We start from the raw sequence: 23,098 nt of genomic DNA on the forward strand, positions 1-23,098 counted from the left end.
CATGCAGAAAAAACACTACCTGATCACTGGAACGGCGGGTTTCATTGGATTCCATCTCGCCCGACGTTTGCTGCAAGAGGGGCATTCCGTCGTGGGTTTCGATGGGATGACGAAATATTACGATCCGCGCCTCAAAGAGCGGCGGCATGCCATCCTCAGTGAGTTCGGTGAGTTCACGCCAGTGATAGGAATGCTGGAGGACAAAGTCGCGCTCGAGCAAGCTGCTGCGATTCAGGGCAAACCTGAAGTCATCGTCCACCTTGCGGCGCAGGCTGGCGTGCGGTACAGCCTTGAGAATCCCAAGGCATATGTCGATTCCAATTTGATCGGCACGTGGAATATTCTGGAGCTGGCAAAAGAACATCGCCCAGAACATTTGCTGTTAGCGTCCACGTCCTCCATTTATGGGGCAAATGAAAAAATCCCTTTTGCCGAAACAGACCGAGCTGATGAACCCTTGACGCTCTATGCAGCTACAAAAAAATCAGGGGAGCTAATGGCGCACAGTTATGCGCATTTGTACAAGATTCCCACGACCGCATTTCGCTTTTTCACGGTCTACGGCCCGTGGGGCCGTCCTGACATGGCGCTGTTCAAATTCGTCGACAGCATCCTTAAGGGTAAACCGATTGATGTGTATGGCGAAGGCCGAATGAGCCGGGATTTCACTTACATCGACGACTTGATTGAAGGCATCGTCCGCTTGATGCGGGTAATGCCGAGTGAGCAAAACCGAGTTCAGGATGTCGACACGCTCTCGCGGCACGCACCATTCCGTGTTGTCAATATCGGTGGCGGGCAGCCTGTCGAGCTGATGAAATTCGTAGAAACCGTGGAGCAAGCGGTGCGCCGTCCAGCCCGCAGGAATATGTTGCCCATGCAGCAGGGCGATGTTCCTCGTACTTATGCTGCACCTGACTTGCTAAACGCATTGACGGGATTCTGTCCGGACATCCCAGTTTCTACGGGTGTTCAGAAGTTCGTCGACTGGTATACCGTGTATCTTTCCGAATTGGAAGCAAGTTGAGCGACTAAATGCTGCAAGACGTTAGCGCCGGAACCACTTGTCGATGCGTCCCAAAATACCTCTTCTCTTGGGTTGCTTGATCGGGAAGGCTTTTGCCGAGGTTCGGGCCAGTCTTTTCAAATCAAGGGTTGCAAGAGCGCTTTCATAAGAACCGCGTGGTGCGACGAGAACCCAAAAACCTTGCCGCACTGGTTGGAGATATAGGATTTCAAATCTAGCGGTTAGCCGCGACAGCCACCAACTGGGCGCTTCTTGGATGATGTGCGCATTACGTCCGTCGCTCAGTATTTTCTTTGCGGGGCCTGTATGAATGGAGAAGAGTCCATAGCTCTTTGTGATGCTCGCAAGTTCATCGAGTACACCATCTAGGAGATGGGGCTCGATGTGTTCCAGTACATCGATGCAACACACGAGGTCAGCAGGGTGCGGTGAACCATACTCTGGAAACACGGGATCATAGGGGTGATACCGCACGGATCCATGCCCCATGGCGTCCAATTTGTGCTTTAGAGCACACTTGCCGGCCCCGTAATCTGCCAACGATTGCACGCCACTCAGCTTGATCAACCCACTGACCAATGGTGCGTACATCACTGAGGCCACGCCATAACGACGACTTTTGTGCAGTTTCTGTTGCTCCGCCAGGTAAGTAGACGAAATGGTGGTGAGCGGCGAGGGTTGGGCCATTGATGATCTCCAGAGGTCGATATCCTAACGGATAGGCTGGCCCGTCTCGGACCGTCTTGCCATGACCAATTGCGCGGCCAGGACGCAGACGAGCAGGGCGTAAGTCATGCCATTGAACGCAGACTTGTAGATCACCACGCTGACAAGCCCAAATGCAAACACGGAACCGATCGTCAGTATTCCAGCAGCCGCGTGGACGCGCTGATGAGCGTCTCCTGTCGAAATTGCATGTCGTAAGCAACGGATGAAGAAAACCAACGGTCCGAGAATGATGCCTAGATAGGCCAGCAATCCTACGATCCCGCGCGTGGCCATAGAGTGCAACATGTCAGAGTGAGCATGGCTCCAAGGGCGGAAAGTTGGTATTTCACCCCGGGTGATCATTTCTTTAAGCTCAGGTTGGTACCCGGTGATTCCGATGCCTATGAACGGGTGTCGTAAAAACATCTGCCAGGCCGCTTCCCACATTCCGAATCGCGCGCCAATCGAAGTATCAAAATTATTCTTTTTGACTTGCTGAATGTCCTGCACTATTTCAGTTAAGCGTAACTTTTGCTGCAAAGTGTCGGAATTCAGCAAGATGACCCCACTAAGGATTGTTCCCATCAGTCCGATAACCAAGATCCAGCGGTGAAAGCGGTCTTTGCGAAATATCAGCAGCATGGCAATGAGCAGCGGAAGCGGCAATAGAGATGATCGCGAGCCAGAAGCCATGCTGGCAAACATCGCCAGCATGGCAAGGGCGAGCAGACAGATGCGCGATCGAACGCGCATTTGCGTGGAAAGCGCACTGAAAAGCACCAAGAGCATGGCGATTATCATGCTCCAATTACCAAAGCGAATCGGGAATCCGCTCAGTCCACTCGCGCGCGGCATGCCCTGAATAACTGTGTCATAAAAACCATGCCACGCCGCCAGCAATGCTGCGACTACCAATCCCCAAAGCAGACCAATTGGATTTGCTTGGGTGACAGTTGCTAGAGCAAGCACGCTCAAAACCAAAATGAAAACGTACTGCCAGTAGTTGTAGATATAAGCCTTCTCCAAAGGCACTGGAGAACTTAGGAAGAACAATCCCGACATCAGTCCCCAAAGCAGAAATGGCCAAGCAATCCAGCGCAAATCTGGTTGCCCAGCATACAAGAAGATTGAGCGCATGCCTGATCGAGTTTCCGCACGTGCGCAAACGGTGATGAAGGCAAGCAAGGCGACCCAGGATGTGCCAACCATTTTTTGGCTCTGAAAAAACAGAGCACCAAATACACCGAATGTCAGAGTATTTAGAAGCAGCCGCTTCCATGCATCAAGTAGATTGGACGATGGCGAGGACATCGGTGATAGGGTTTGATCTGACATTTTCAACGCGCCATTGCATCGAGGTATGGTTTAAGCACTTTGCCCACAAGGAAGCGCCCTCCACTGTACCGCGAAAGATGGTCTTCATCCCTGTACAGACTTGCCCCCTCTTCATTGAAAAGCAGGCATTCGTCTGAAGGACAAAATGCGTCGATACTGGGAATGATGGTTGCACCATGCAACTGATTCAACGCATTCAAGTAATTCTTTTGCTGGGTACGCACTTGATCTTTTAGCAAGCGTTGGGATGCCGATGTGCCTTGCATTCGGTGTAAGACAACGCGCAATGGTTGCCCAAGTTCGAGCATCCGTGCATCGAAAGTAAGTTCCGGGTTGTCTGCAAGTACATAAATCTGTTTGCCCAATTGGTTCATGCGATCAATGATGGGCTGCAGCACGCCGCGCACCCGTTCAGAGTCCATTTTTTCTGCGCTCATGATCAGGAAAACGGTATGTGCTTCTGGATTTTTCTGAATTTCAAGCGCGATTCGGTCTATCACGCCAGGCAGTGCCTTTGCGGGAATACCGTGTCTGAAAGCCGAGCGGCCCACCAGCCACGTGTTTATTCCAAGCCTGGCGTTGTAGTCAGCTACGGCTTCGTAAGCGGCCAACGCATGGCTATCACCCCAGAGGACTGCGGTGCGTGTTCCTTGCGCATTTTGGTAGCGGCAGTACGGTAAGACCTTACCCGTGCTTCCAGAGAAGTCCGGATTCGCGAGTAGGTCGTCGTACAACTCACCGTATCGCAGGCGACAGGCCTCGTCAGTGTTTTCTGCAGTGGAACGGTCAACCAATCGATGTCGGCCTGTCTCCTGAGGCACGGATTTGCCGGGCGTCGAAAGGTGGATGCCGTAGCCGAATAAGCCGAAAAGCGCCAGCGCAACAGTCAGTCCAATGGCTTTAGTGCTAAGAAACTTGCCAAAACGCAAAGGTTGCTCCACCAATTTATAGGTCAGCGTAGCGAGAATTAAAGCCAATAAAAGTAGCACCCAGCGAAATCCGATAGTGGGCACTTCCCCAAGAATGATGCGGGGAAAAACGAGCAATGGCCAATGCCATAGGTAGAGGGGGTAGCTGATGAGGCCTATCCATACCAGTGGTCGCCGGCTCAATAGTCTGTTGAAAATGGTCGTGTTGCCAACTTTAGTGCCGGCGGCAATCAGCAAAACAGTACCGAACACGGGGACCAGTGCTTGTATGCCGGGAAACCGGCGTTCTTGAGCGTTAAGAGAAAGTATCAAGAGGAGGAAACCAATCCCTGCCATCCAATGCGTTTTATCCGCCCAATAGCGGCGTCTTGCTTCGTTCTGAGCCGCGCGGACCGGCGAAACTGCGACTTGTTTCTGTCTTTGCCAAAAAGCCAGCAGCACACCCGCCAGCAATTCCCAAAAACGCGTCATGGGCATATAGAAATCAAACGCTGGGTTGGTTCTGTAAACCGCGAGATTCCAGCCGAAAGACGCCAGGGTTATCAGCCCAATACCCAAGGCGACGCGTGACTGCTTGCGCCAAGTGCCGAGGGAGATCAGATAAATGAACAGTGGGAAAACGAGATAAAACTGTTCTTCGATCCCCAGGCTCCACAGATGAAGCAAAGGTTTGACTGCGCCCGCTTCGTCGAAATAGCCGGTTTCCCCGAAAAGCACGAGGTTGGAGACGAAACCAGCGCCACCCGCGACATGCTTGCCCAGGTTGCCATAGTCTTCTGGCAGCAGAGCGAAATAGCCAAAAAGCAGGCAGCTGCCCAGCACCAGCAGCAAGCCCGGAAGTATGCGGCGCGCACGCCTCGCATAGAAATCCAGCAGGCTGAAGCGGTTCTCCGCGAAGGCGTCCAGCAGGACGCCTCCGATCAGGTAACCGGAAATGACAAAAAAAACGTCGACACCAATAAAGCCGCCGCGCACTGCGCCGGGGAAGTAGTGGTGAAACACCACTGCCAACACGGCGAAGGCGCGGAGCCCATCGATGTCGGAGCGCCAAGTGCCCGGACTCGAATGGCGGGCACCAGAAGAAGCTGCCATCAACCCTCGCGTTGCAACTTTTTCTTCGCGGTGGTTGTCAATTGGAAGACATCAGCCTCTTTGCAATTGTTCGCCGCCGCGTATTCGCGGAACCATTCCTCGGAGTACCCGCAATCCTTGTAGTCGGGGTAGAACGGCCCACCTTCGGTGTAATGCAGCATGGACGGATTCTTGAAGTGGTTGTAGTCCACCAATGTGTTCCATTCCAGCGGCAGAGAGCCAATCAAGTTGTCGTTCTCCAGCCATTTGAACTGATGGAGTTGCAGGCCCGTTGCGGTATTCACATAGTCCGGCGTCAGCGCCTTGCATTTCGCATTGTTGAACAGGATCACGCTGGACCAGTTCTTTTTCTCATACCGAGTCTGTGTGGCATGCATGAACTTCTCGGCTTCTCCGGGGTCATGCTCGTGCTTGCAGACCATGGCTGCATACTTGTCATCGCGAAGCGCCCACAGCTTGGCAATGTCATCGACAGCAATGATGTCGTTGTCCATGAAGATGGACCAGCCCTCGTAGTTCGAAAGGTAGGGTGTGAAGAAGCGGGAAAATGAAAATTCAGTGGATTGCAGTGGATTAACGTCGCGCGTGTAAAGGCTGCCCAAATTGGTCAGGCTGATTGGGCAGAACGTGACCGGGGCAGTTGCACGCGCAGTGATGCTATGCACCAAGGTCTGAAACGCCACGGGAATGCGGCGGTCATAGCCGATGAAGATTCTGATGGGTTCGTTCATGATGAAGAGTTAGGCATGCGCCTGTGTCATGTTGAGGACTAATTTTGCGAATTCGTCCATATCGGGAGTGCCAGCGGGCCAAGTATAGGTGCTCAACTCGGCCGCATTCAATGGCCGATTTTGATGTGCATCAATGATGCCTTTCAAAAGCGCTACCAGCGGCGTCTTGCTGCTTACGTAAACCGCGCTGCGGTGATTCCGGTCTGGTGGGGTGGACATGCCGAGCAGGTGGTTGTATCGATGTCTGGATGAGTGCAGCAGCACCGGTCGCCCCGCACCCAAGGCCTCGTCAATGGTCGTGGAGATGCAAGCCACCAGCAGATCCGTTTCCACTAGCGCTTGCTTGAACGAGCCTCCGTTGCTGATTTCCACATTGGGGTAATGCGGGACAAACTGCTTGATCGCGGCCAAGTTGATTTCGGTCTTGTTGTTCTGTGGCTTCAGGCGTATGACAAGCTTTGCCTCCGGAATCTGACCAACGGCTTGAGCCAATTCCGCAATGCCGTTGATGAATTCATCCGGCGTCTCCACCATCCAGGGAATGTGGCTGTTTTCGCCCACATAGTTGCCAGCGAACGTGATTTGAAAAGTCGGCTTGCTATGAGTTGCTGCCAATACGGAGTTCTGCCGGACTGCGATGATTTTTTTACCGTGCGGTGACAGCTCCCTGATCAACCCAGCGATAGCAGGAAAACGCACCGCCAGAACGGTTGCATGGTCACTGTATATACGACCGAGAGAAGCCCATAAGTCGCCCACCGTTTTGGACGGCGCCTCGCTTTGGGGCGTGTGAGAAGCATGATTGAACAGAACGACCTGGGTTCCGAGTTTGCGCGCGACGCGACACGCGGAGATTCTGAAGCTTGTGTTGATTGCATCCGTGCTGATCACGGCTGGCTTAAGCATCGACATTTGGTCGGGCATCGCGCGTTCGTACCCCAGCGTAAGCCCGACGATCCTTTCCATATACGGCTCGGATATCTCAAAGACCTTGCGTCGAAAATCATCCGCAATTCCCGCCGTCACTGCCTTCATCTCAGGCATGTGTGACCTGACGCGATGGGGATGGAAAAAGTAAGTGGGCGGATGCATTCTTGAGGCAGCAAGACCTCCTCTGAGTCGAAGGGCGCGACCCAAGGAACGCTGCACAGCCTTGATGACTTTGAAGAGGTTTTCTGGGGGTTTGCGTGGCGTTTCAAGGACCACCAGCGCCGAGTCATTTTTGCGCGCGGCAATTGAGAAACTTTGAGAGGATGGTCGAACCCCGTCAATGATCAACAGCTTCTTTCGATTCGCCAGCAGCAGACGTATGCAGAAGCCGTTCAGGCGAATCAGCATTCGATGCATCCATGACAAATCCAGCGGTTCCAGAGTGGATAGTCGTGTGCGCGACATCTCACCAAAGACGGCTTCGAAAGCCTCTTGGGGGGTGCTGGCGCGCTGCAAGACGCTATTGGAATCCACCCAATGAATTTCCTCCAAGCCTTGTAAGGACTGGTAGAAAAATGAGGCTATGCCAAGTTCGTGAAAGTAGGCGCATCGCCCAGCTTCTACTTGTGTCTCAGACAGACCCTGTTGCCGTGCCAGTCTTTCGAACTCAAGTAGCCCATCCTTCAGGTGCATGACGGTTTGAGCATGCATGTGGTCGTTGTAGATGTCAGAAGAGCGAATCACCTCATGACCACTGTCCTGACCGAATACAGCTGCGGCAGCAGGCGTGAAAGTCAGAAGTCGAGCACCCCGTCGCAAGTTCTGTCTTTGGACGACTCTCGCTTCTTTTTCGTCTCGAATGATGATGGTCGGTCTATGGAGCATGACTAAACGGTCTTCGTGTTCGAGGTTTGAGTCGCAGGTGCGCCGAGGACAAATCGCGCAAACTCGTCCATGTTAGGAGTGGTGTAGGGCCAAATAAAGGCTTTCAACTCCGCTTCATTCAAAGGTCGGTCGCGATGTGCATCCATAACGCCTTTCAAAAGCGCAACCAGCGGTGTCTTGCCGCTCACGTAGACTGCGCTGCGATGCGCCGCTGTGGGCGGCGTGGACATGCCCGGGAGATGGTGATAGCGGCCGCGAGTGGAATGCAGCAGCACGGGCCGGCCTGCACCTAGAGCTTCGTCGATGGTGGTTGAGATGCAGGCCACCAACAAATCCGACTGAGCGAGTGCCTGTTTGAACGTGCCTTCGTTGCTGATTTCCACGTTCGGAGACTTCGGTAGGAGCTTGCGCAGCGTTTCGGGATTGCATTCCGGCTTGGCGTTCACCTTGACACGAACCAGCAGCCGCGCTTGCGGAATTTGGCTCACGGCTTGCGCCAGCTCGGCGATGCCGTCGAGAAATTCATCCGGGGTCTCCAGCATCCAGGGGATGTGGTTGTGCACACCCATGTAGTTTCCCGCGAACAGGATCTGAAACGGCCGACTGCCTTGCGGATGTGCCAGCTTTGTCGTCTGACGAACGCCCATCACCTTGTTGCAGTGGGGGGACAGTTCCTTCACCAGTTCCGCAATGGAGGGCGCCCGCGCCGCAAGAATGGTCGAGTGCTCGTTGTATAGCCGTCCCAGGGACGCCCACAGATTGCCCATTGTCTTTGAGGGCTCTTCGGTTTGCGGCGTGTGCGAGGCGTGATTGAACAGCACCACTTGCTTGCCCATGCTCTTGGCTGTGCGACAGGCCGAGATGGCAAATCCGGTGAACGGTGAGTCCGTGCTGATGATGTCCGGTGCCAGGCGCGCGATGTCTTGGGGCACTTGGAGTTCATGGCCCAGCGCATGGCGCATGACTTTTTCCAGGTACTTCTTGGATACCTTCAACGTTGCCTTGCGGAATTCGTCGTGGACTCCGGCAGTGATCCCTTCGATCTCCGGCATATAGGATCTGACATCTTGCGGCCAAAAGAAGTAACGGGGCAAGCGCGTGCCCGTGAACTCCTTCTTGCTGCGCATCAGCACCAATGAGCCCGCCATGTTGATCACGGTTTTCAGTAGGCTTTTGGGCAGAGGGCGGGACAGCAGCATCACCAGGCTCGGGTCTTGTTTGTAAGCCGCATGCGCAAAATTTTGCGATGAGGGCCGAGCCTTGTCGATGATCAGCAGTTTTTTCCTGCCTTTCATCAGCTTGTCCATACGGGTCTTGTAAAGCTTTAGCAACCCGAAATGCAGGGCGGAATACGGGCCGTCCTGTTCAAGGTTCGCGATGTCGACTTCAGGCTTGAGCATCCGACGGTGGATGAAGCCGCCGAACACGCCTTCGAACACCTCGTCAAAATTCTTGCTGCCTTTCAGCTTTCCACGGGTATCCAGCCAAAAAGTTTCCGTGAAGCCGCGCAATGAATGCCAGAAAAAAGAAGCGGTCGCGAGCTTGTAGAAGTAAGTGATGCGTGTGGCTTCGATTTGCGTGTCCGTCAGTCCCTGCAATCGAGCAAGTCGGTCGAACTCTTCCAGACCGTCTTTCAAGTGCTCAACGGTTCGCGCATGCAGGTCGTCACCATAGACGCTCGTGGTCCGTATCACCTCGTAGCTCTGATCATCGACAAACACCGCCGCAGCGGCTGGGGTAAGCGTCAGCAGCTGGGCATTTTGGGCTAGGCGCTTGCGTTTGATGGTGTTCGCGTCCGCGACATCGCGAACGACAATCACGGGCCGGTCAGACATGGTCGGTGATCCAGAGCCTGGTCATTCTTTGGTGTAGGGGCGCACCAGTTGTGCTTCGATGGTCCATGGGTGACCGTCCCAGCCCTGGTGCGTGAAACCGATGGGCTCCAAGTAATCACCCGGGCGCATCAGTGTCTTGATCCATTCGAAAGCAATCAAGCCCGTGCTGGGCAGTTGATCCTCCTTCATGCCCAGCGCCATCAAGCGTTGGTCGAGCTCCGCTGAAAAAGCTGCATCGATTTCGATCAGTTTGAACTCTGCGGCGATCGCCTTCTTGTCCAATGGACAGCGAAAGCTCCGGTAGCTGCGGAAGAATCTGAAGAATCCCGTGGCCGCCGCCTTCAAGCGACGTATCTTTTCTTCCGAGTAGGCTTCGTTCCTGGCGAACACCAGAGAAAAATCACTGAGCTTCTTCCTGACCAACAACTTGCGCACATGGCGGACGACTTTCTTGGAAGGCGTTCCGGTGTTGGTGATGATGACGTACTTGGTCTTTTCTTGCGGGATGAGATCCACATGCAAGCACTTGTTCGTCTGAATGATCACGTCCGCATCGCGGATGCTGGCCTCCATGCCATCGATGGGGGCGTTTCCAACTAAAAGATATCGCATGAGCAATCCTCGGCCTTGAGCTTGGACTCGCGTTTTTAGGCGCGGCGTGCTTGAAGGAAGGGTTAGGCAAGCCGCCTGAACCGCTCCGGAAGTTTGACGACGATGCGCAGGCCGAGCATGCCAGGTTTGTTCCAGGCATAAATCGGGCGGAACCAGGTTTGCAAGAATCGGGCGATCCCGAAAATCCGTTCATTCACAACCGCTTGCTTTTCGGTGATGTCATGCACCACCCGCATCCGCGCGCGTTTGAAATGTTTTTGCTCACCTCGAGCGATGATGTCGGGGTGCCGGTACTTCGCCAGGAGCGCGTCGTAATCTGTGTTGCCCAGGTGAAGCAAGTACAGATTTTTGTCGATGTGGAAATTGTGCCCACGGATGCGATGAAAGCCTCGCCCCCATCTCACGGGTTTGGCAATCACGCTGGCTTTGGTGAAGCGTGTGTTGATCAGCGCATACCCTCGCTGGGGGAGGATGGGACGGGACTTGTCCAGAGGCTGTTCATGCGTCAGATGCTGGCCCACGTCCAGTCCCAGGCCGCTGACGCTGGTGCGTATGTCCAGGCTGGACAGGTACTGCGGAAGATTCATGCCGGTGTCGGGGTCCACCATCAGGCATTCGTCCGAGTCCGTCCCAATCACCAAGTCGTAGCGTTTGAGCAGTTCCGCCGCGCGGTCAGAGAGAAAGCTCAAGCGGCGGTTTTCGGCATCTACCACCTTGATGCCTTGTTTTTCAACCAGCGTGACGTTGGCGCGGCCTGCTTGAGCGGGGACCTTTTGATCGAGTCCATCCATGTAGATGTAGAGATTTTCTTCCCCCAGAAGAGGGCCGTAATAAGCCACCCATCGGTTCAGGAAAAACTCATCATTGCGGGCCATCGTGATGGCTGCGATTTTTTTCATGTTGGATTTTTGTTGGTATCAATCGAAAGTTGGGTGCTTGCCTCGTCCTCAGCCGGGGCGAGCGCGTGCGTCCAATCCCACAGCAGTCGCGAAACTTCGTCCACCCCGATGCGCTTGGTGGCCGAGAACAAGCGCACTTCACCGCCCCCGGCATTGAGTTTCGCGATGGACAGAGCCTTGGCCGCCTCGCTGCGGGTGAGTTTGTCTGCCTTGGTCAGCACGATCAGGAATTTCAGACCTTGCTCCACCCGCGGGCGTATGACTTCCAGCAGCACCTCGTCCAGTTCCGTCAGGCCATGTCGCGGGTCGCACAACAACACGATGGCCGCCAGGTTTTCCCGGGTGACCAGATAGTTGGCCATCACCTGCTGCCAACGCAGCTTGTCTTGCATGGGCACGGCCGCGTAGCCGTAGCCGGGCAGATCGGCCAGCATCGCGTCCGTCACGCCCTGCTTGCCAAGGGAGAAGAGGTTGATGTGTTGGGTGCGCCCTGGCTTCTTTGAGGCAAAAGCCAGCTGCTTTTGTTGGGTCAAGGTGTTGATGCAGGTGGATTTGCCCGCGTTGGAGCGGCCCACGAAGGCGATTTCGGGGACATCCAATGGCGGCAGATGCAGCAGGTCTGGCGAAGTGGTCAGGAAGCGAGCCGTGTGCAGCCAGCCCAACGCGGGATGCTGGGGCGTGGCGGCCGGGGCCGATTTCCGAGGCGACGTGGGTGCACGGGCGGTGGCACGACGCGCGGGGGCTTTGGGGGCGGATGGGGGGGGCATGGCGTCGGGCTGGAAAGGGTGGGGCGCCAAAGCGGCTGGAAGACGCGAGGCGCGAAGGCCGGGCAAAAATGGCGCGGCGGGCGGCGCATTGTAGAATCGCCGCGTTTGATCCGGGTCATCGGGGCGGTCTTGCCGGCTCCGGGCCGACCGCCGTTTTGCCCAACAACCCTAGAACCAGACCATGAAGTTGTTTGCCCCCCTGATGTTGGCTGCCGCGCTGGCAGCGCCCGCCTTTGCCATCGCCGAGGAAGCCCAGAAGGCCGCAGCCCCTGATCTGGCCAAGGGTGAGGCCAAGTTCGCAGCGGTCTGCGTGGCCTGCCACGCGGCGGACGGCAACTCCACCATCGCCGCCAATCCCAAGCTGGCCGGTCAGCATCCGCAGTACCTGCTCAAGCAGCTGCAGGAATTCAAGAGCGGCAAGCGTGAGAACGCTGTCATGAAGGGCTTCGCCTCCATGCTCAGCGACGAGGACATGATCAACATCACCGCCTGGCTCGCGGCTCAGAAGCCCAAGAACGGCTTCGCCACCGACAAGGAACTGGTGCAACTGGGTGAGCGCATCTACCGCGGCGGCATCCCCGATCGCCAGATCGCGGCTTGCGCGGGTTGCCACAGCCCCAACGGCGTGGGCATTCCGGCCCAATACCCCCGCCTCTCTGGTCAGCATGCCGCCTACACCGAAGCCCAACTGACGGCCTTCCGCGCAGGTGCGGCCAATGCCAAGGCCAGCGGCGCTCGCCTGAACTCCTTGCCCATGACCCAGGTGGCCGCCAAGTTGAACGACCGCGAGATCAAGGCCGTTTCCGACTACATCGCTGGCTTGCGCTGACACTGGCGCAGAGACCAACCGCCACAAAGCAAATTCATAACAAGGCGGGCTGCTCACAAGGCAGGCCCGCTTTTTTCATGCCTTTTTCCCGAGTTCTCCGTGACCGCTGAAACCTCATCCGACCTTGCCCTGCCGGGTTTGCGCGCGCGCGTACTGCTCGGGCTGAGGGGAGCCATGGAACTGCTGGCGTCCATGCGCTTCGCCATCTCGCTGCTGACCGTGATTTGCATCGCCTCGGTCATCGGCACGGTGCTGAAGCAATCGGAGCCCTATGCCAACTACGTCAACCAGTTCGGTCCGTTTTGGGCCGAGGTGTTTGGCAAGCTGCACCTCTACACGGTCTACAGCGCCTGGTGGTTCCTGCTGATCCTGGCCTTCCTGGTCGTCAGCACCACGCTGTGCATCATGCGCAACACGCCCAAGATCCTGACGGATCTGCGCACCTACAAGGAAAACATCCGCGCCCAGGCCCTGCAGGCCTTCCGGCATCGGGCCCAGGCGACGCTGGAGGAGGCTCCTGAGGCCGCCGCGCGGCGCATGGGGGCCGCCTTGGCCGCGCGGGGCTGGAAAGTCAAGCTGCAGCAACGCGAAGGCGCGGGCTGGATGATCGCCGCCAAGGCAGGCGCCGCCAACAAGCTCGGCTACCTGGCGGCGCACAGCGCCATCGTGATGATTTGCCTGGGTGGCTTGTTCGACGGGGACCTGATCGTTCGCGCCCAGATGTGGCTGGGTGACAAGACCGTCTACAGCGGCGGTGGCCTGGTGTCCGAGGTCGCCGCGCAGCACCGTCTGTCCGACCGCAACCCCACCTTCCGCGGGAACCTGTTGGTGGCCGAGGGCACGGCGGCGGACACGGCCATCCTCACCCAGCCCAATGGCATCGTGCTGCAGGAATTGCCTTTTGCGGTGGAACTCAAGAAGTTCATCGTCGAGTACTACCCCACGGGCATGCCGCGTCTGTTCGCGAGCGAGATCATCATCCATGACAAGGCCACGGGCGAGGCCCGGCCCGCGCGCGTCGAGGTCAACCATCCTGCTCGCTACAAGGGCGTGGAAATCTACCAATCCAGCTTCGACGATGGCGGCTCGTCCTTGAAGCTGCGTGCCCTGCCGATGGATGGCGTGAGCGCCGCCTTTGATCTGGAGGGCCGTGTTGGCGACAGCACGCGCTTGAGCCGCGCCGCGGGCATGCCGGGGAGTAGCGCCGAGCAGCTGACCTTGGAGTACACCGGCCTGCGCGTGATCAACGTCGAGAACATGGCCGAAGCCCAGGCGGGCGCAGGCAAGTCGGGCAATGCAGAGGCTGGCGTGGATGTGCGCAAGGTGGATTTGGGCAACCCCTTGAGTGGCCTGAACCAGCGGCTGGGTGCCGCCAACAAGCACGATGCGCCGCAGACCCTGCGCAACGTGGGGCCCAGCATCAGCTACAAGCTGCGCGACGCGGCGGGCCAGGCGCGCGAGTTCAACAACTACATGGTGCCGGTCGATCTGGGCGATGGCGTGCCGGTATTTCTCTGGGGGCTGCGCGACACGCCCGCCGAACCCTTCCGTTACCTTCGGGTGCCCGCGGATGCGGAGGGCGGCAGCACGGACTTCTTCCGCCTTCGCGCCGCCCTGGCCGACCCGTCCCTGCGTGAACGGGCCGTGCGCCGCTACGCCGCGCGCATGGTGGACGCCAACCGTCCTGACCTTCAGGCGCAACTCGCGGCGTCGGCCTTGCGCGCCCTGACGCTGTTCGCCGGGGCCGAGGCGCCGGCGCAAGGCCAGGCGCCGATGGGCGGCCTCCAGGCCATCGCCGATTTCATGGAGAACCAAGTGCCCGCGGCGGACCGTGAGCGCGCGGGCGAGATGCTGATGCGCATCCTCAACGGCGCGCTGTTCGAGTTGCTGCAGACCGCGCGTGAACGCGCCCACCTGGCGCCGCTGTCCACCGATGCCAGGACCCAAACCTGGATGGCCCAGGCCGTCATTGCCTTGGGCGACGCCTGGTTCTACCCCGCGCCTTTTGTGCTGCAGCTCAACGAGTTCACCCAGGTGCAGGCCAGTGTGTTCCAGGTCGCGCGAGCACCCGGCAAGAATGTGGTTTATCTGGGCTGTGCCTTGTTGATCATTGGGATTTTTGCCATGCTCTACGTCCGCGAGCGCAGACTCTGGGTCTGGCTGGTGCCCGCTGTGGGCGCGGCTGCCGCCGACGGCAGAGTGGGCAGCCAGGCCACCCTGGCACTGTCGACCAACCGCGAGACCCTGGACGCTGACAAGGAATTCGAGCAACTGCGCGACAGGCTGCTCGGCAAGGAGTGACGAGATGAACACCACCACCCTGACATTGAACGAAGGTTACTTCTCCCGCCGCAACACCTTCGACTGGGTTTTCGCGCTGTTGTTGCTGGTCGGCGGTGGCTACGCCTTCGCGCGATACCACACGGCGATGGATGTCTACGAGCAAGCCATCCTCGTGCTGTCCGTGCCCGCGCTCATCGCCTTGGGCTGGTTTTGGCGTCCGTTGCGGGCCTTGAGCTTGGGCATTGCGCTGTTGGCCTTGTTGGCGATCGCCTCTTACCAGGGCGTGGACGCGCAGGGGGCGCCCGGTGGGGATCTGGCTCGTGCCGAGCAGGTGTTCTGGCTGAAGTACTTCCTGTCCAGTCAGTCGGCGATCCTCTGGATGAGCGTGCTCTTCTTCATGAGCACGGTGTTTTACTGGCTGGGCATGTTCAGCCGGACCCAAGGCGCGACCCTGGAACTGATCGGCTCGCGCCTGACCTGGGCCGCGGTGGTGATGGCCCTGACCGGCACCCTGGTGCGCTGGTATGAGAGCTACCTGATTGGCCCCGGCATTGGCCACATTCCGGTGAGCAACCTCTACGAGGTGTTCGTGCTGTTTTGTTTGATGACCGCGCTGTTCTACCTCTACTTCGAGCAGCAGTACGCGACGCGCGCCATGGGCGCCTTCGTGATGCTGGTGGTCAGCGCGGCCGTCGGCTTCTTGCTTTGGTACACCGTGGTGCGCGAGGCGCATGCCATACAGCCCCTGGTGCCTGCCTTGCAGAGCTGGTGGATGAAGCTGCACGTGCCGGCCAACTTCGTGGGTTACGGCACCTTCTCCTTGGCGGCCATGATCGCCTATGCCTACCTGATCAAGAGTCAGGCCGAACAGGAGTCTCAAAGCGGATTGCGTTGGTACAAGCTCGCGCCGCTGTGGATCTTCGGCGTCGTGCTGTGTTTCGTGCCCATCGCATTTCGCCAGAAGATGGAGGGCGGTGGCAGCTATTGGCTGGTGTACTTCATCGTCGCGGCGCTCATCGTCGTTGGCATTTTGCTGGGCCGCAAGCGGATCGCCGAGCGCCTGCCCTCGGCCGAGGTGCTGGACGACGTGATGTACAAGGCCATCGCCGTCGGCTTTGCCTTCTTCACCATCGCCACGGTGCTGGGCGCGCTCTGGGCGGCCGAGGCCTGGGGCGGGTACTGGAGCTGGGACCCGAAGGAAACCTGGGCCTTGATCGTCTGGCTTAACTACGCCGCTTGGCTGCACATGCGCCTGATGAAGGGCCTGCGCGGCACGGTGGCCTCCTGGTGGGCGCTGGCTGGCTTGGGCGTGACGACCTTCGCCTTCATCGGCGTGAACATGTTCCTGTCGGGCCTGCACAGCTACGGCACGCTGTGATGCGTGGGTCCCTGGCCACGTAGCGTGAACCGCGGGCCGGCTTTGCTGCTGTGCCTGTGCTCGCACGCACAGGGCCCCGTCTCGTGGGCATGGCCTTGTGACGTCGGGGGCGTGCATGTTTTTCCCTCTGGGTGTAGGCTTGCGCGCTCGGAACAAGGAAGACCACCATGCTGATTCGCACGCAGAACCAGGGTTACGACCATCCCATAACCAGTGACATCACGCCCGCATCGGCCTACCACCGGCGGCGCGACTGGCTCCGTCTGATGGCCTCTGGCGCCGCGGGCGCAACCCTGGCGGCGTGGGCTGGCCGTGACGCTCTGGCGCAAACCGCCGCGCCAACGGCCGCTTTAGTGTCCCAGCCGGGCAAGCTGGCGCCGCTGCCGGGAGCGAAGTCCGCCGTGGCCGGTGCCGCCACGATGGAAAAGCCGACCTCCTACGAAGACGCGAGCACGTACAACAACTACTACGAGTTCGGCACGGACAAGAGTGATCCGGCGCGTAACGCGCATCGGCTCAAGACCTCGCCTTGGACGGTCAGCGTGGAAGGTCTGGTGAAGAAGCCTGTCAAATTGTCGCTGGAGGATCTGCTCAAGCTGGCCCCGATGGAAGAGCGCATCTACCGCATGCGCTGCGTGGAAGGCTGGTCCATGGTGATCCCTTGGGTGGGCTATTCGCTCTCCGCCCTGGTCAAGAAGGTGGAGCCCTTGGGCAGCGCCAAGTACGTCGAGTTCGTGACCCTGGCCGATCCCAAGACCATGCCCTTCGTGGGCTCGCGCATCCTGGACTGGCCCTACACCGAGGGCCTGCGCATGGACGAAGCCCTGCACCCGCTGACCTTGCTGAGCTTTGGCATGTACGGCGAAGTGCTGCCCAACCAGAACGGCGCGCCGGTGCGCCTCGTGGTGCCCTGGAAGTACGGTTTCAAGAGCGCCAAGAGCCTGGTGACCATCCGCTTCACCGAAAAGGAGCCTGGCACGGCCTGGAACAAGGCGGCTGCCAATGAATACGGCTTCTATTCGAACGTGAACCCGGACGTGCCTCACCCGCGCTGGAGCCAGGCCACGGAGCGTCGCATCGGCGAGGACGGTCTGTTCGCCAAGAAGCGCAAGACCCTGATCTTCAACGGCTACGAGGCCCAGGTGGGGCAGCTGTACGCGGGCATGGACCTGAAGAAAAATTACTGAGGATGGTCCTGGTTTCCATCTCCGTCCGCCCGCCCCAGTGGGTCGCCGGCGACAGGGGCAGCGCATGAACAAGTGGCTGCTGCATCCGGTGACCAAGCCGCTGGTCTTCGTGCTGGCGCTGCTGCCTTTCGCCGCGCTGTTCCACGGCGCGCTGACGGACCAGCTGGGCGCCAACCCGGCTCAACATCTGATCCGCGCCACCGGCGAGTGGGCCTTGCGCTTCCTCTGTCTGACCCTGGCAGTGACGCCCCTGCGTGTGCAGTTCGGCTGGGCCGCGCTGGCGCGTCTGCGACGCATGCTGGGGCTCTACGTTTTCTTCTACGCCCTGCTGCATTTCCTCTGCTATGCGGTCTTCGACATGGGCCTGGGCCTGGACGAGGGCGCCTGGGCCGAAATCGTGCGCGACATCCCCAAGCGCCCCTTCATCCTCGTGGGTTTCGCCGCCTTGCTGCTGCTGCTGCCCCTGGCCCTGACCTCTTTCAACCGAGCCATCCGTGCCCTGGGCGCGACGCGCTGGCGTGCGCTGCACCGGGTTGTCTACGCGGTGGCCGCCTTGGCCGTTTTGCACTTCTACTGGATGCGGGCGGGCAAGCGTGATTTCGCGGAGGTGGCGGTGTACGGCGCCATCCTCGCGCTGTTGCTCGGGTGGCGGGTCCTGGACCGCTGGCGCCGCGCGCGCACTGATCGGCAAGCGGCGCCCCGCCGCGCCTGATCACAGCAGGATGTCGTGGCGGAAGCTGTCCGCCGCGCTTTCACGCTGGCGGATGAGGATGGCTTGATCGCCCTGCACCAGCACTTCGGCAGCACGACCGCGTGTGTTGTAGTTGCTGGCCATGCTCATGCAATAGGCGCCTGCCGAGAGCACGGCCAGCTGATCGCCGGCTTGCACGCTCAGCGCGCGGTCGTGCCCCAGCCAGTCACCGCTTTCGCAGATGGGGCCCACCACCTCGTAGTTCACGGCGCCGCCGGCCTGGGCCGGTTCACGCGGCGCCAGCGGCACGATCTGGTGGTAAGCCTCGTACATGGCCGGGCGGGGCAAGTCGTTCATGGCTGCGTCCACGATGCAGAAGTTCTTCTGCTCACCGGGCTTGAGGTAAAGCACCTCGGTCAAGCAGACGCCCGCGTTGCCGACCAGGGAACGGCCAGGTTCGATGAAGATGGCCTTGTCAGCATGACCGCGCGCGTCCACGCGGGCCAGCAACTTGTGCCAGAGTGCGTCGGCGGCCGGCGGGGTGTCACCGTGGTAGTCGATGCCCAGGCCACCGCCCAAATCGATGTGATGCAACGGAATGCCCGCAGCCTCGATGGCCTCCACCAGATCGAGCACGCGCTCCAGCGCATCCAGGTAAGGCCGTTCCTCGGTGATTTGCGAGCCGATGTGGCAGTCGATGCCCACGACCTTGAGGCCCGGCAGCCGCGCGGCATGCTGGTAGACGGCCACGGCGCGTTCGTGCGCGATGCCGAACTTGTTGCCCTTGAGGCCGGTGGAGATGTAGGGGTGGGTCTTGGCGTCCACGTCGGGGTTGACGCGGATGCTGACCGGCGCGACCTTGCCGAGCGCCGTGGCGACTTCGTTCAGCACGTCCAGCTCGGCTTCGCTTTCGACGTTGAAGCAGCCAATGCCGGCGCCTTGGCCAGCGTTCAGAGCCTGCCGCATCTCGGCGCGGGTCTTGCCCACGCCCGAGAAAATGACCCGCGCCGGATCACCGCCCGCGGCCAGCACGCGCTCCAGCTCGCCGCCCGAGACGATGTCGAAGCCGCAGCCCGCGCGCGCGAACAGCTGCAAGATGGCCAAGGACGAATTGGCTTTCAGCGCGTAGCAGATACGTGCCTTCCCTTGCGCAAGGCGGCTGGCCAGCCCGCGCTGGTAGGCCGCCAGCGCGTCCAGCATGGCTTGTTGCGAATACACGAAAAGGGGTGTGCCATGGGTACGGGCCAGGTCGGCCAGACGCACGCCTTCCAGGTGGAGGTCCTGGCCGGTGGCGGTGGCGCGATAAGCGAGATGAGGGTGGCCGGGCAGCAGGGGAGCGGTCATGGTTGTTCTTCTGGGAGGGCGTAAGGGTCGTCGTACTCAGGGTCTTGGGGGACGGTGGTCTCGCTGGCTTGGTCGGGTGCCTCGTCGCTCTTTTTCGAGGGCATGAAGGGCCAAAGCGATCTGGGCAAGCTGGCCCGATGGGCTGCCGCTGGGTCCTTGGGCAGGTAGAGCTTGCCAGTCTGGCCGCAGCCCGAAAGCAGCAGCGAGCCGGATATGCCGATGACGATGAGCGCGGCAGGGGCAAAAGCGCGGCGGCGCGCGGTTGTGAGACGGCTGACTAGAATCGCGCAAGCTCTGAAGATTGAACGGGCGATTGCTCGGGTTTCCAACATCGCGAAATTATGACTGACCTGGAATTCATGGACCGTGCCGAGGCCGTGCTGCGCGCCATCGAGGCGAACTGCGACCGCATCAACGACGCTGGCGACGCGGACATCGACAACCAGCGCGTTGGCGGCATGGTGACCCTGGTGTTCCCCGACCGCAGTCAGATCGTCGTGAACCTGCAAAAGCCGCTGCATGAAATTTGGCTGGCGGCGCGTGCTGGCGGCTTCCACTACAAGTTCGATGGCCAGCGCTGGATGGACACCAAGGGCCAGGGCGAGTTCTTCGCCAGCCTGTCGCGCCACGCGAGCGAGCAGGCGCGGGTGGCCCTCGCCTTCGCGGCCTGAGACTCAAGCCGCAGGGCGGCAGGCCCGGGCTGCCCTTCGCGTCCCTCCTCAGTCCCGCAAGCTCAGTCCCGCGAGCCCGGGCACGGGGCTCAGTTGCGGCGGAACAGGTCCAGGATGCGTGAGCGTTCCTCGCCCTGCGTGCCGCTCGGCGGTTCGTCCGCGGGCGGGTTGTAGGGCAGGTTGGGCATGATGCCGCCCGGCAGCGTCATCATCACCCCGCCGTTGTCCTCGTCCAGACCCAGGGACTTGACGCCCCCGTCTTCGGCGTACTCCGAGTACATCCAGTCGATGCCGGTCTGCACCACGCCCTCGGGAGGGATCACCTCCTGCACGGGCACGCCGCGCAAGGCGTGTTCCATGTAGCTGATCCACACCGGCAGGGACAGCCCACCGCCTGTCTCCTTGTCGCCCAGCTTGCGCGGGGTGTCGTAACCGATCCAAGTGACCGCCGTCAGCGTGGGCTGGTAGCCCGCGAACCAGGCGTCCATGGAGTCGTTGGTGGTGCCGGTCTTGCCGTAGATGTCCGGACGCTTGAGCTGAGCCTGCGCGCGCGCGGCCGTGCCGACGCGGGCCACTTCCTGCAGCAGCGTGGACATGATGAAGGCGTTGCGCGGCTCCAGCGTGCGCTTGCTTTCGTCCAGCACCACGGGCGGCGTTTCGACCAGCACCTTGCCGTTGGGGTCGGTGATCTTGCGGATCAGCCAGGGATCGAGGAGGTAGCCGCCGTTGGCGAACACTGAATAGGCCACGGCCATTTGCAAGGGCGTGACCGTGCCCGCGCCCAAGGCCATCGTCAGGTAGGCCGGGTGGCGTCGCGGCTCGAAACCGAAGCGCGCCGTCCACTCCTGGGCATAGCGCGGGCCGATGGCGTCCAGCACGCGGATGGACACCATGTTCTTCGAGCGCGCCAGCGCGCGGCGCAGCGGCATCGGGCCCTCGAACACACCGTCGTAGTTCTTCGGTTCCCAGGGCTGGCCACCCGTGGTGTCGGGCTCGAAGAAGAGAGGGCCGTCGTTGACCACGGTGGCGGGCGTGAAGCCTTTTTCCAGCGCGGCCGAGTAGATGAAGGGCTTGAAGCTTGAGCCCGGCTGCCGCCAGGCCTGTGTCACGTGGTTGAACTTGTTCTTGTCGTAGTCAAAGCCACCCACCATCGCGTGCACGGCCCCATCGCGCGGGTCCAGGGAGACGAAGGCGCCTTCTACTTCGGGCTGCTGCAGGATTTCCCAGCTGGCGGCCTGGTTCTTGGCCGGATCTTCCGGGGTGTGCAGGCGGATGCGCACGACCGCGCCACGCCGGATCTTGAGCGTGGGTGCGGCCCGCGATGACAGGCCGTCCGCCGCGTAGCGCAGGCCGGCGCCGGTGATGTCCAGGGTCTCTCCGTCCTGACGCATCACCGTGACCTTGCGGGGGTCGGCCTCCAGCACCACGGCGCTGAGCAGGTCGCCGTTGTTCGGGTGCTCCATCAGCGACTCCGAAACCGCCTCGGCGATGGCGTCGGCGTTGTCGGTGGTCTGCGCGGGCAGGGGGATGACTTTTTCCGGGCCGCGGTAGGGCTGGCGGCGCTCGTAGTCCATGATGCTGCGGCGCAAGGCCGCGTAGGCCACTTCCTGCTCGCCTGAGCGGATGGTCGTGTACACGCGCAGGCCGCGGGTGTAGGTCTCCTCGCCGTATTGGGCGAAGATGATCTGGCGCACGATTTCCGCGGCGTATTCAGCGTGTCCCTGGCCCGGCCGCTCGCCTTGCGCCGTGACGGTGCGAACCTGGATGTCCTCGGCGCGGGCGGCCGCGGCTTCCTCGGCCGTGATGAATCCGTTGTCCAGCATGCGCGAGATGATGTAGAGCTGACGAGCCCGCGCGCGCTTGGGGTTGCTGATGGGGTTGTAGGCCGAGGGGGCCTTGGGCAGTCCAGCCAGCATCGCGGCCTCGGCGACCGAGATGTCCTTGAGCGGCTTGCCGAAGTAGGTTTCCGACGCGGCGGCGAAGCCGTAGGCGCGCTGACCCAGGTAGATCTGGTTCATGTAGATCTCGAGGATCTGGTCCTTGCTCAGCAGGTGTTCCAGCTTGTAGGTCAGCAGGATTTCATAGATCTTGCGCGTGTAGGTCTTCTCGGACGAGAGGTAGACGTTGCGCGCGACCTGCATGGTGATGGTGGACGCGCCCTGGCTGTTCACCCGCCGCAGATTGGCCAGCACGGCGCGCGCCATGCCCACGTAGTCCACGCCGCCGTGCTGATAGAAGCGCGCGTCCTCGATGGCGAGCACGGCATCGGTGAGCGCGCGCGGAATTTTTTCAATTGGGACAAAGCGGCGGCGTTCCTCCCCGAACTCACCGATCAGATCGCCTTCGACCGAGTAGATCCGCAGCGGCAGCTTGGGACGGTATTCGGAGAGGTCGGACACATCCGGCAGATTGGGGAAGGCGAAGGCCATGGCCACGGCCACGAGCATCAGGCCACTGAGCAGACCGGCCACGCCGATGCCGGCAACCCACACGGCGATGCGCGCGAACGGATGCAAAGTGGCCCAGCGTCGGGAAAGCGTCGATTTCATGCGGGCGAATTGTGCGCCCATCGTGGAAGCACGGGGCGAGGGAGATGGATCGTCGGCGGACATGGGGGCTGTCGTCTTGGCCGGGTGGCCTCGGAGCTTAGGGGTTCTGGGGCAGGACCATCCAGGCCGTGAGCCTGTGCGGGCGGGTCCAAACCGGGTTGGCGACGTGCCCCGGCGCGATGACCAGGGCGGCATATCTTTTCCGAACAGCCGCCATTATAAAAATCATGGAGCCCCTGTGACGCTTGGCCGTCTGAGCCCAGGGGTTGAGGTGGCCACAATCCGAGTCCCGGCGGTTGGAAAAATGTGAGTGCATGCTTTTAAAGAGGGGCTTGGTAAACCTCGGACTTCGACCGTCGTCGGTGAACCCCGCTGCTACGATCCAGACGCCTGCCCACGAGGATCGGATCGCTCTT

At 60.1% G+C, this 23,098-nt stretch carries 19 protein-coding genes; 7 read left to right on the forward strand and 12 right to left on the reverse strand.

Annotated features, from left to right (window positions below; genetic code table 11):
- Position 1: 1 nt before the first annotated feature.
- The gene (locus HGR_RS06075; RefSeq protein ID WP_039852651.1) at positions 2 to 1,027 is read left to right on the forward strand and encodes an NAD-dependent epimerase; all 1,026 of its coding nucleotides are present in this window, start codon (positions 2 to 4) and stop codon (positions 1,025 to 1,027) included.
- A gap of 21 nt (positions 1,028 to 1,048) precedes the next feature.
- Here HGR_RS06075 and HGR_RS17250 read toward each other — a convergent pair whose 3' ends face one another.
- The 9 genes from HGR_RS17250 to yihA all read right to left on the reverse strand — a co-directional run bounded on the left by HGR_RS17250 (position 1,049) and on the right by yihA (position 11,645).
- Positions 1,049 to 1,714: a hypothetical protein gene (locus HGR_RS17250; RefSeq protein ID WP_138922417.1), complete on the reverse strand. Its 666-nt coding sequence runs from the start codon at positions 1,712 to 1,714 to the stop codon at positions 1,049 to 1,051.
- 24 nt (positions 1,715 to 1,738) lie between these two features.
- Positions 1,739 to 3,070 (reverse strand): O-antigen ligase family protein, encoded by a 1,332-nt coding sequence (locus HGR_RS06085; RefSeq protein WP_081463449.1) that lies wholly within the window; start codon positions 3,068 to 3,070, stop codon positions 1,739 to 1,741.
- 2 nt (positions 3,071 to 3,072) lie between these two features.
- On the reverse strand, positions 3,073 to 5,091 hold the full coding sequence (locus tag HGR_RS16770; protein WP_006297274.1) for an acyltransferase family protein: 2,019 nt from the start codon (positions 5,089 to 5,091) through the stop codon (positions 3,073 to 3,075).
- Positions 5,091 to 5,822 (reverse strand): glycosyltransferase, encoded by a 732-nt coding sequence (locus HGR_RS06095; RefSeq protein WP_006297275.1) that lies wholly within the window; start codon positions 5,820 to 5,822, stop codon positions 5,091 to 5,093. The genes HGR_RS16770 and HGR_RS06095 overlap by 1 nt, the downstream gene beginning before the upstream one ends.
- Positions 5,823 to 5,831: 9 nt before the next feature.
- The gene (locus tag HGR_RS06100) at positions 5,832 to 7,463 is read right to left on the reverse strand and encodes a glycosyltransferase family protein (protein WP_237701377.1); all 1,632 of its coding nucleotides are present in this window, start codon (positions 7,461 to 7,463) and stop codon (positions 5,832 to 5,834) included.
- A 176-nt stretch (positions 7,464 to 7,639) separates the two neighbouring features.
- The gene (locus tag HGR_RS06105) at positions 7,640 to 9,472 is read right to left on the reverse strand and encodes a glycosyltransferase family protein (RefSeq protein ID WP_006297278.1); all 1,833 of its coding nucleotides are present in this window, start codon (positions 9,470 to 9,472) and stop codon (positions 7,640 to 7,642) included.
- A gap of 21 nt (positions 9,473 to 9,493) precedes the next feature.
- Positions 9,494 to 10,045: a hypothetical protein gene (locus HGR_RS06110; protein WP_006297279.1), complete on the reverse strand. Its 552-nt coding sequence runs from the start codon at positions 10,043 to 10,045 to the stop codon at positions 9,494 to 9,496.
- Positions 10,046 to 10,146: 101 nt separating this feature from the next.
- The gene (locus tag HGR_RS06115) at positions 10,147 to 10,983 is read right to left on the reverse strand and encodes a glycosyltransferase family 2 protein (protein WP_006297280.1); all 837 of its coding nucleotides are present in this window, start codon (positions 10,981 to 10,983) and stop codon (positions 10,147 to 10,149) included.
- On the reverse strand, positions 10,980 to 11,645 hold the full coding sequence (gene yihA / locus HGR_RS06120) for a ribosome biogenesis GTP-binding protein YihA/YsxC (RefSeq protein WP_006297281.1): 666 nt from the start codon (positions 11,643 to 11,645) through the stop codon (positions 10,980 to 10,982). The genes HGR_RS06115 and yihA overlap by 4 nt, the downstream gene beginning before the upstream one ends.
- 286 nt (positions 11,646 to 11,931) lie before the next feature.
- Here yihA and HGR_RS06125 point away from each other — a divergent pair, with 286 nt between their 5' ends.
- The 5 genes from HGR_RS06125 (at position 11,932) to HGR_RS06145 (ending at position 18,139) form a co-directional block, all read left to right on the forward strand.
- On the forward strand, positions 11,932 to 12,579 hold the full coding sequence (locus HGR_RS06125) for a c-type cytochrome (RefSeq protein WP_006297282.1): 648 nt from the start codon (positions 11,932 to 11,934) through the stop codon (positions 12,577 to 12,579).
- 174 nt (positions 12,580 to 12,753) lie between these two features.
- On the forward strand, positions 12,754 to 14,880 hold the full coding sequence (locus HGR_RS06130; protein WP_006297284.1) for a cytochrome c biogenesis protein ResB: 2,127 nt from the start codon (positions 12,754 to 12,756) through the stop codon (positions 14,878 to 14,880).
- A gap of 4 nt (positions 14,881 to 14,884) precedes the next feature.
- Positions 14,885 to 16,240: a c-type cytochrome biogenesis protein CcsB gene (ccsB, locus tag HGR_RS06135; RefSeq protein ID WP_006297285.1), complete on the forward strand. Its 1,356-nt coding sequence runs from the start codon at positions 14,885 to 14,887 to the stop codon at positions 16,238 to 16,240.
- Between the two features lie 167 nt (positions 16,241 to 16,407).
- A complete protein-coding gene (gene msrP / locus HGR_RS06140) occupies positions 16,408 to 17,427 on the forward strand; it encodes a protein-methionine-sulfoxide reductase catalytic subunit MsrP (protein ID WP_006297286.1) in 1,020 nt (339 codons plus the stop codon).
- Between the two features lie 64 nt (positions 17,428 to 17,491).
- Positions 17,492 to 18,139, forward strand: coding sequence for a protein-methionine-sulfoxide reductase heme-binding subunit MsrQ (locus HGR_RS06145; protein WP_006297287.1), 648 nt, complete (start codon positions 17,492 to 17,494; stop codon positions 18,137 to 18,139).
- Here HGR_RS06145 and lysA read toward each other — a convergent pair whose 3' ends face one another.
- Together lysA and lptM are read right to left on the reverse strand one after the other, a co-directional pair.
- The gene (gene lysA, locus HGR_RS06150) at positions 18,140 to 19,462 is read right to left on the reverse strand and encodes a diaminopimelate decarboxylase (protein WP_006297288.1); all 1,323 of its coding nucleotides are present in this window, start codon (positions 19,460 to 19,462) and stop codon (positions 18,140 to 18,142) included. It lies immediately after the preceding gene.
- Positions 19,459 to 19,794, reverse strand: coding sequence for an LPS translocon maturation chaperone LptM (lptM, locus tag HGR_RS18070; protein ID WP_006297289.1), 336 nt, complete (start codon positions 19,792 to 19,794; stop codon positions 19,459 to 19,461). Before lptM ends, lysA begins: the two co-directional genes overlap by 4 nt.
- A 9-nt stretch (positions 19,795 to 19,803) precedes the next feature.
- Between lptM and cyaY the strand changes: the two genes are divergently transcribed.
- Positions 19,804 to 20,133, forward strand: a complete 330-nt coding sequence (gene cyaY / locus HGR_RS06160) for an iron donor protein CyaY (protein WP_006297290.1) — start codon at positions 19,804 to 19,806, stop codon at positions 20,131 to 20,133.
- A gap of 89 nt (positions 20,134 to 20,222) precedes the next feature.
- Here the strand turns inward: cyaY and HGR_RS06165 are convergent, their stop codons facing one another.
- Positions 20,223 to 22,745, reverse strand: coding sequence for a penicillin-binding protein 1A (locus HGR_RS06165; RefSeq protein ID WP_006297291.1), 2,523 nt, complete (start codon positions 22,743 to 22,745; stop codon positions 20,223 to 20,225).
- Positions 22,746 to 23,098 lie beyond the last annotated feature (353 nt).

Source organism: Hylemonella gracilis ATCC 19624 (genome assembly GCF_000211835.1).
GTDB classification, from domain to species: domain Bacteria; phylum Pseudomonadota; class Gammaproteobacteria; order Burkholderiales; family Burkholderiaceae_C; genus Hylemonella; species Hylemonella gracilis.

Bases quoted from the DNA above. Each gene is read 5' to 3' on its own strand.
- HGR_RS06075 (WP_039852651.1), top strand. From the start codon at position 2: ATGCAGAAAAAACACTACCTGATCACTGGAACGGCGGGTTTCATTGGA.
- HGR_RS17250 (WP_138922417.1), bottom strand. From the start codon at position 1,714: ATGGCCCAACCCTCGCCGCTCACCACCATTTCGTCTACTTACCTGGCG.
- HGR_RS06085 (WP_081463449.1), bottom strand. From the start codon at position 3,070: ATGTCAGATCAAACCCTATCACCGATGTCCTCGCCATCGTCCAATCTA.
- HGR_RS16770 (WP_006297274.1), bottom strand. From the start codon at position 5,091: ATGGCAGCTTCTTCTGGTGCCCGCCATTCGAGTCCGGGCACTTGGCGC.
- HGR_RS06095 (WP_006297275.1), bottom strand. From the start codon at position 5,822: ATGAACGAACCCATCAGAATCTTCATCGGCTATGACCGCCGCATTCCC.
- HGR_RS06100 (WP_237701377.1), bottom strand. From the start codon at position 7,463: ATGCATGCTCAAACCGTCATGCACCTGAAGGATGGGCTACTTGAGTTC.
- HGR_RS06105 (WP_006297278.1), bottom strand. From the start codon at position 9,472: ATGTCTGACCGGCCCGTGATTGTCGTTCGCGATGTCGCGGACGCGAAC.
- HGR_RS06110 (WP_006297279.1), bottom strand. From the start codon at position 10,045: ATGGAGGCCAGCATCCGCGATGCGGACGTGATCATTCAGACGAACAAG.
- HGR_RS06115 (WP_006297280.1), bottom strand. From the start codon at position 10,983: ATGAAAAAAATCGCAGCCATCACGATGGCCCGCAATGATGAGTTTTTC.
- HGR_RS06125 (WP_006297282.1), top strand. From the start codon at position 11,932: ATGAAGTTGTTTGCCCCCCTGATGTTGGCTGCCGCGCTGGCAGCGCCC.
- HGR_RS06130 (WP_006297284.1), top strand. From the start codon at position 12,754: ATGGAACTGCTGGCGTCCATGCGCTTCGCCATCTCGCTGCTGACCGTG.
- ccsB (WP_006297285.1), top strand. From the start codon at position 14,885: ATGAACACCACCACCCTGACATTGAACGAAGGTTACTTCTCCCGCCGC.
- msrP (WP_006297286.1), top strand. From the start codon at position 16,408: ATGCTGATTCGCACGCAGAACCAGGGTTACGACCATCCCATAACCAGT.
- HGR_RS06145 (WP_006297287.1), top strand. From the start codon at position 17,492: ATGAACAAGTGGCTGCTGCATCCGGTGACCAAGCCGCTGGTCTTCGTG.
- lysA (WP_006297288.1), bottom strand. From the start codon at position 19,462: ATGACCGCTCCCCTGCTGCCCGGCCACCCTCATCTCGCTTATCGCGCC.
- lptM (WP_006297289.1), bottom strand. From the start codon at position 19,794: ATGTTGGAAACCCGAGCAATCGCCCGTTCAATCTTCAGAGCTTGCGCG.
- cyaY (WP_006297290.1), top strand. From the start codon at position 19,804: ATGACTGACCTGGAATTCATGGACCGTGCCGAGGCCGTGCTGCGCGCC.
- HGR_RS06165 (WP_006297291.1), bottom strand. From the start codon at position 22,745: ATGTCCGCCGACGATCCATCTCCCTCGCCCCGTGCTTCCACGATGGGC.